The sequence below is a fragment of the Petrachloros mirabilis genome (assembly GCF_975968855.1).
The window spans coordinates 1-6,662 of sequence record NZ_CDLUDY010000202.1 but is presented as its reverse complement, the minus strand read 5'-3'; the positions used below and the strand labels follow the sequence as shown (position 1 = coordinate 6,662).

General features: G+C 55.8%; 9 protein-coding genes. All 9 read right to left on the bottom strand.

The genetic code is table 11. From position 1 onward, the window contains the following. Window positions 1-393: alanine racemase (locus ACWVCN_RS08155; protein WP_455245068.1), on the bottom strand; the 393-nt coding region annotated here is incomplete at its 3' end. A gap of 48 nt (window positions 394-441) precedes the next feature. Further along, window positions 442-1,005: a ribosome recycling factor gene (gene frr, locus ACWVCN_RS08150; protein WP_455245067.1), complete on the bottom strand. Its 564-nt coding sequence runs from the start codon at window positions 1,003-1,005 to the stop codon at window positions 442-444. 17 nt (window positions 1,006-1,022) lie between these two features. After that, window positions 1,023-1,748, bottom strand: a complete 726-nt coding sequence (gene pyrH, locus ACWVCN_RS08145) for a UMP kinase (protein ID WP_455245066.1) — start codon at window positions 1,746-1,748, stop codon at window positions 1,023-1,025. Further along, entirely contained in the window at window positions 1,745-2,341 is a 597-nt protein-coding gene (gene tsf, locus ACWVCN_RS08140; protein ID WP_455245065.1) for a translation elongation factor Ts, read from the bottom strand. Before tsf ends, pyrH begins: the two co-directional genes overlap by 4 nt. A gap of 55 nt (window positions 2,342-2,396) precedes the next feature. Beyond that, window positions 2,397-3,167, bottom strand: coding sequence for a 30S ribosomal protein S2 (gene rpsB, locus ACWVCN_RS08135; protein ID WP_455245064.1), 771 nt, complete (start codon window positions 3,165-3,167; stop codon window positions 2,397-2,399). A 226-nt stretch (window positions 3,168-3,393) separates the two neighbouring features. After that, window positions 3,394-4,602, bottom strand: coding sequence for a bifunctional glutamate N-acetyltransferase/amino-acid acetyltransferase ArgJ (gene argJ / locus ACWVCN_RS08130; RefSeq protein WP_455245063.1), 1,209 nt, complete (start codon window positions 4,600-4,602; stop codon window positions 3,394-3,396). Window positions 4,603-4,636: 34 nt separating this feature from the next. Continuing rightward, window positions 4,637-5,707 carry an N-acetyl-gamma-glutamyl-phosphate reductase gene (argC, locus tag ACWVCN_RS08125; RefSeq protein WP_455245062.1) on the bottom strand — a complete coding sequence of 357 codons (1,071 nt, stop codon included), beginning with the start codon at window positions 5,705-5,707 and terminating at the stop codon, window positions 4,637-4,639. Between the two features lie 96 nt (window positions 5,708-5,803). Then, a complete protein-coding gene (rpsI, locus tag ACWVCN_RS08120) occupies window positions 5,804-6,196 on the bottom strand; it encodes a 30S ribosomal protein S9 (RefSeq protein WP_455242932.1) in 393 nt (130 codons plus the stop codon). Window positions 6,197-6,228: 32 nt separating this feature from the next. Then, complete coding sequence (gene rplM / locus ACWVCN_RS08115) at window positions 6,229-6,657, bottom strand: 50S ribosomal protein L13 (RefSeq protein WP_455245069.1); 429 nt, start codon at window positions 6,655-6,657, stop codon at window positions 6,229-6,231. Between the last annotated feature and the right edge of the window lie 5 nt (window positions 6,658-6,662).

Genomic DNA, 6,662 nt, shown 5'->3' with positions numbered 1-6,662 from the left:
CATGCCCGTATCAACTTTGATATGAATAGGCGCGGTCAGGTTTTTTTCCGCGGCGGACTTGGCCAGCACCGGGAGGAACCGGTGGTCTGTCACGACCGGGGTGAGCCTGTAAGCAAAGAGGTCCTCGACGTGTTCCTGGAACAGGTCGACCAAAACCAGAATCTCGGCTGTAATGCCGGCTTTTCTGAGGGCGATGCCTTCCTCAACCGATGCCACGGCCAGGCGGGAAATGTTCTGTTGGAGTAATGCGCGGGAGATTTCGACTGCCCCGTGACCGTAGGCATTGGCCTTGACGACGGCCATCACCTGGCAGTCTTGACGGAGGTGCTCCCGGATTTTGGAAAGGTTATGAGTGAGTGCCGCGAGATCGATGTTGGCGTAGGTAGTATGCAAGGTAGAGGTGCTGGTTAATGGCGATTTGATGCTGCTGAATCGGAGATCTCATACTTCCAGGATCTCCTGTTCTTTCTTCTTAATCGCGTCATCGATCTTCTGGACGAATTGATCTGTCAGCTTCTGAATGTCGGCTTCAGATTTTCTTAATTCGTCTTCGGTCAATTTGGCATCTTTTTGGAGTTTCTTCAACTCTTCGTTTGCATCGCGACGGAAGCCGCGAATGTGGACTTTGGTTTCTTCCCCGTGCTTCTTGCAAATCTTGCTCAGTTCTTTCCGGCGTTCTTCTGTGAGGGGAGGAAGCGGCACTCGGATCATTTTCCCGTCGTTGGAGGGTGTAATCCCCAGGCCTGATATCGATAAGGCCTTTTCGATCTCCTTTATAAGTTGCGGTTCCCAGGGTTGGATGGTGATCAATCGTGCTTCAGGAGTAGACAGATTGGCTACTTGTCTGAGCGGAGTCATCGTCCCGTAGTAGTCGACGCGGATATTGTCGAGCAGGGCGATCGAAGCCCGTCCCGTGCGTAAACCGGCGAGGTCACGCTTCAGATGTTCAAGGGCGCCTTCCATCTTTCCTGTGACCGTTTGGCGGATAGAGGAGGGGTTGGACATAAAGACTCCCTGGGTTATTACCGCTTGTCTGCCTTGACGACGGTACCGATCGGTTCTCCGGTGGCTACGCGTTTGAAATTACCCGGGACCTTGAGGTTGAACACGACGAGCGGCATGTGATTGTCCATACACAGACTGATGGCCGTAGCATCCATCACCTTCAGGTTTTGATTCAAGATAGACAGAAATGAGATTTCCGAATATTTCTTGGCGGAAGGGTTCTTGGCCGGATCCGCGTCGTAGATGCCATCTACCTTTGTCCCCTTCATGATGACCTGGGCTCCGATCTCCATGGCTCTTAGAGCTGCTGCCGTATCCGTCGAGAAATACGGGTTGCCGGTGCCGCCGGCAAAGATGACGACCCTTTTCTTCTCGAGATGACGGATCGCCCGGCGTCGGATGTAGCCTTCGGCCAACTGTCGCATCTCGATGGCTGATTGCACCCTGGTCATAACGCTGGTCCGTTCAAGAGCATTCTGAAGTGCCAGCGCGTTGAGCATGGTTGCCAGCATTCCCATGTAATCGGCGGAGGCACGCTCCATCCCCGTCGCGCTTGCGGCGATCCCGCGGAAAATGTTGCCGCCTCCGATGACGATGGCCACTTCGATGTCGAGCGCGACGACGGCGGCGATTTCAGCGGCGAGACCCTCAAGCACGGAAGGCTGGATGCCGTATCCCTGCTCACCGGCCAACATCTCTCCGCTGACCTTCAGGAGGATGCGCCGGTATTTGGCAGAGCTCATGCTTCGCCCAGCTGGTAGCGTGTAAAGCGGCGGATGTTCATGTTCTCGCCGATCTTGGCAATCTTCTGGGCGAGGAGATCCTTGACCATGACGGCAGGATCCTTGATGAAGGCCTGTTCCAATAAACAGTTTTCTTGGTAGAACTTCTCCAGTTTGCCTTCGACGATTTTCGGCCAGGCCGCGGGCGGCTTGCCCATTTCCTTAGCTTGGCCCTCATAGATGGTCCGTTCCTTGTCAACCACCTCTTTCGGAATGTCTTCCCGTTTCACATAGGACGGCTTGGCTGCCGCGACCTGGAGCGCCAGATCGTTGACGAAGGCTTTGAATTCTTCGTTGCGGGCGACGAAGTCGGTTTCGCAATTCACCTCGATCAACACGCCGATCTTTCCCCCCATGTGAATATACGCATGGATGAGACCTTGGTTCGTTTCCCGGCCGGATTTCTTTTGCGCGGCCGCGAGCCCTTTCTGCCGTAAGTAGTCCACGGCCTTCTCGATATCATCGCCGCATTCCTGCAAGGCCTTTTGGCAATCGAGAATGCCGGCGCCGGTTTTTTCCCTCAATTCTTTGACTAACTGACTTGCTCCAGCCATGCGTCTACGTCCTTCTTCATGTGGCTTGAATGTGATTGATGCGCACGCGTCTTCGTTACGAAGCGGGAGCGCTGGCCAACGCGGCCGCAGCGTTGCTTTCTCCGGAAGGCGGAGTTTGGAACTCGGCTTCTTCTCGCTGCGTTCGCAGATGAGCGCCCTCGATGCAGGCCTCTGCGATCTTCGAGGTAATAAGCTTGATCGAACGGATCGCGTCGTCGTTTCCGGGAATCGGATAGGTGATATGGTCCGGGTCGCAGTTGCTGTCGATGATGGCGATAACCGGTATATCCAGTCTCGTGGCTTCTTGAACCGCGATGCGTTCTATCCGCGTGTCGAGCACGAACACGGCCCCCGGAAGCCCGCGCATGTTCTTGATGCCTGTTAGAAATTTCTGAAGCTTGACGATTTCCTTCTGCGTTTGCGAGATTTCTTTTTTGGTCAGGCCGTGCTGGGCCGGATCAGCCAGCATCCCCTCAAGTTTTTTCATCTTGTCGATGCTGCGGCGGATAGTTTGAAAGTTGGTGAGCATCCCGCCGAGCCACCGCTGGTTCACGTAAAACATGTTGGCGCGAACCGCTTCCTCTTGAAGAATTTCAGCCGCCTGGCGTTTGGTGCCAACGAACAAGACTGATTGCCCTGAGGCGACGGTATCACGGACAAAGGCATAGGCCTGTTCCATCCGTGCGACGGTCTGTTGGAGATCGATAATGTAGATCCCATTGCGTTCGCCGAAGAGGAACTTTTTCATCTTCGGGTTCCAGCGATTCGTCTGGTGTCCGAAATGGACACCGGCTTCCAGTAGTTCCTTGATCGAAACGACTCCCATACCTTCACCTCCCCTCAAGGCTTGCAGAGCACCCGCTGATGACGGATGAGGGGGCATGCCCCCTTATTCTCAAGCCAAGCGACGCACAGAGACGTCGATGTGTATTTAAAAGAATGCCTTTTCCTGCCCGCAGGCGGAAAAGGGTGCCGACTCATTCGGCTGAAAAGCCTTGGAACGTTAGCACAATGGCCGTTGGTTTACAAGGTGGAAATGCCGGAAATCCCTCCTAGGATCGATAGCTTGCATTAATTCGAATGTAATCGTAGGAGAGGTCCGTCGTCCATAAATGGGCACGGTGGCGTCCTTCTCCAAGCCCGACCGTGATCGTGAATTCTTTTTTCCGAAAGACTTTCGCGATCCTTCGTTCCGCTGCGAGCCCGAGGCCAATACCTTGCCGGACCATCGGGATTCCCCCGAATTGGACCGAGATCTTCGAAGGCGAAAGCCTGACTCCGGACCTGCCGATGGCCGCCATAACACGGCCCCAGTTTGCATCTTCACCGAATAGGGCGGTCTTGACGAGGTTGGAGGTCCCGATTGTTTGCGCGACCTGTTTCGCCTCCGCCGCGGTTCTTGCTCCGGTGACTTCGATCTTGACGACCTTGGTGACCCCTTCGCCGTCTCGGCAGATGGCTAAGGCGAGCGGTTGGCACGTCTCGGTCAACAGCTGCACGAATTGGCGATACGCGGTTGTGCCTTCACGAATGGCGTGATTGCCGGCCATTCCATTTGCCAAACAGAGTACGGTGTCATTGGTGCTGGTGTCACCGTCGACCGAGATGCAGTTGAAGGACTGATCCACCGCGGAAGACAAGGCTCGTTGTAAAGCCGTTCTCGTAATCGCGGCATCGGTGGTGAGGTAACCGAGCATCGTAGCCATGTCGGGATGGATCATGCCCGATCCCTTGGCCATGCCTCCGATAGTCACGAGCCGGCCATTGATTCGCCTCTGGCGAACCGCAGTTTTCGGTTTAAGATCCGTGGTCATGATCGCCCGTGCAGCCTGTTTCCCGCCACTGAGGCTGAGAGATTTGAGTAATGCCGGCAGCGTTTTGACGATGCGATCAAGCGGCAGGGTCCGTCCGATGACGCCTGTGGATCCGACAAAGACCTGATTGACCGGAATGTTCAATGCGCGTGCAAGCAGCTCCGCGGTTCGTTGCGCGGCGGCAAGTCCCGGCTTTCCGGTGCAGGCATTGGCGTTACCGCTGTTGACAATAATGGCACGGCCGGTTCCACGGCGAAGATGCAGCCGATCCAGGATGACCGGTGCCGCGACGACTTGATTTTTCGTAAAGACGCCGGCAATCGGACCACTTTGATCTGAGACAAGTAACGCCAGATCCAGGAGGCCGGGTTTCTTGATCCCGCAATGCAGGCCTGAGGCGCGGAAACCTTGCGGGGCTGTCACTCCGCGGGAATCATGATGGATCATGAGGCGCGATTCGTTGGCATGAAGGGAGAGCTCCTTAAGGATACGCTGCCGGAGCCGTTAATCCGGTTTCTTCAGGCAGTCCCAGCATGAGGTTCATGGCTTGAATGGCTTGGCCTGCCGCTCCCTTCACAAGATTATCGATGGCGGCGACGGTGACGATCCAACTGGCTCGTTGATCGGCATAGACGCCGATGTCGCAATAATTTGTCCCCTTGATATAGCGGGGATTCGGGACCGTGTCGTTCGAGAGCCTGACGAACCGTTCGCCTTTGTAGAACGTGTCGTAGAGTGCGCGAACATCTGCGAGTGCCATCGGATGCGTGAGACGGCAATAGGCCGTGCTCAAGATCCCGCGATTCATAGGGACCAGGTGCGGGGTAAAGGTGACGGTCGAAGCCGCGGAACTTTGACTGCTCGACTTGCGGCTGCGTTGAATCAAGCCGAGTTCCTGCTCGATCTCCGGGATGTGGCGGTGCTGGCCGATCTTGTAGGGTTCGAGCGATTCGTGGGCTTCAGGAAAATGATAGGGGAGTGCTGGACTGCGACCGGCTCCGGAGATCCCCGACTTGGCATCGATCACGACGGTATGTGCCTCTACCAGGTTCTCCGAGAAGAGCGGCGCCAGCTGCAAGATGGCAGCGGTGGGATAACAGCCGGGGGCGGCGACCAATTTCGCTTTGGCGATCTCCTCACGGTGGAGTTCGGGGAGGCCATAGACGGCGTCTTTCAGTAAATGGGCATGCGTATGAGGGGTCTGATACCACTGTTCGTATGTCGCCGGATTCTTCAGTCGATAGTCTGCACTGAGGTCAACGATGAACTTTCCGGTCTCCATGCAGGTGGCGACCGGAGTCAGTGACTTGGTGTGGGGAAGCGCGAGGAAAACGGCGTCTGCCTGTTGCGCGAGCGCCTCGGGCGCCAGTGATTGAAAGGTGAGGGAGACGAGTCCGGCAAGACTCGGAAACACTTTCGCCACTGGGTCTCCTGCTGATTTTTCAGATGTCACCGCCGCCAGTTCAAAGTATGGGTGGGAGGCGGTGAGGCGTACGAGTTCCGCTCCCGCGTACCCGCTTGCTCCTGCAATGGCGATACGAATCTTTCGCATCCGTTGTTCAGCTCGCTCTGTTCGTCCGATCCGGTTGTACCCATAAAAAAAGGGAAGGCCTGGAGCCTTCCCTTTTTGTGAGCCTGGCTCAGGCTGTTAGCGCTTCGAATACTGGAACCGCTTCCTCGCGCCCTTCTGACCGTACTTCTTGCGTTCCTTGACGCGTGAGTCGCGGGTCAGGAGACCTTCTTTCTTAAGCGGTGCGCGGAGCGGCTGATTCAAGGTGACGAGAGCCCGTGCAATGGCGTGACGGAGGGCGCCAGCTTGGCCGGTCGGACCCCCGCCGTGCACGGTGGCTTTGATCGAGTACTTGCCCGCAACACCAGCCAGTTCGAGCGGAAGCTGAATAATTTGTCGGAGAGTCAACCGCGGGAAAGCCTTTTCGAGCGGTTGATCGTTAACGGTGATATCCCCAGCCGTTCCGGTAACCCAGGCTCTCGCAATTGCACATTTGCGTCGTCCCGTTGCGTATTGAATTGCCGCTGCCATACTACGATGCCTCCTTCTTCAATCTTCGAAATTTAGAGCGTAATCGTTTCCGGGCTCTGAGCTTGGTGTGGATGCGAGGCACCGACGTACACGCGAAGTTTCTTGGCCATGTGATTGCCTAGAGGAGTTTTCGGCAGCATGCCCTCAATGGCTTCAACCAGCAATCGAGTCGGATCTTTCCGGAAGATATGTTTCGCGGTCGCGGTTTTTAATCCTCCAGGGTAGCCCGTGTGGCGTCGATAGAGCTTGCTTTCCATTTTGTTCCCGGTCAATAGAATTTTTTCGGCGTTGACGATCACAACATGGTCACCCATATCAACGTTGGGGGTAAACGTCGGGCGGTGTTTCCCACGTAGCATTCCTGCGACTTTTGCCGCCAGGCGCCCCAGCGTCTTCCCTTCAGCATCCACCAGATACCACTTTTCATTCACGTCAGCTGGTTTTTGTAGGTAGGTCGTCATCGTGT

Bases quoted from the DNA above. Each gene is read 5' to 3' on its own strand.
- frr (WP_455245067.1), bottom strand. From the start codon at position 1,005: ATGTCCAACCCCTCCTCTATCCGCCAAACGGTCACAGGAAAGATGGAA.
- pyrH (WP_455245066.1), bottom strand. From the start codon at position 1,748: ATGAGCTCTGCCAAATACCGGCGCATCCTCCTGAAGGTCAGCGGAGAG.
- tsf (WP_455245065.1), bottom strand. From the start codon at position 2,341: ATGGCTGGAGCAAGTCAGTTAGTCAAAGAATTGAGGGAAAAAACCGGC.
- rpsB (WP_455245064.1), bottom strand. From the start codon at position 3,167: ATGGGAGTCGTTTCGATCAAGGAACTACTGGAAGCCGGTGTCCATTTC.
- argJ (WP_455245063.1), bottom strand. From the start codon at position 4,602: ATGATCCATCATGATTCCCGCGGAGTGACAGCCCCGCAAGGTTTCCGC.
- argC (WP_455245062.1), bottom strand. From the start codon at position 5,707: ATGCGAAAGATTCGTATCGCCATTGCAGGAGCAAGCGGGTACGCGGGA.
- rpsI (WP_455242932.1), bottom strand. From the start codon at position 6,196: ATGGCAGCGGCAATTCAATACGCAACGGGACGACGCAAATGTGCAATT.
- rplM (WP_455245069.1), bottom strand. From the start codon at position 6,657: ATGACGACCTACCTACAAAAACCAGCTGACGTGAATGAAAAGTGGTAT.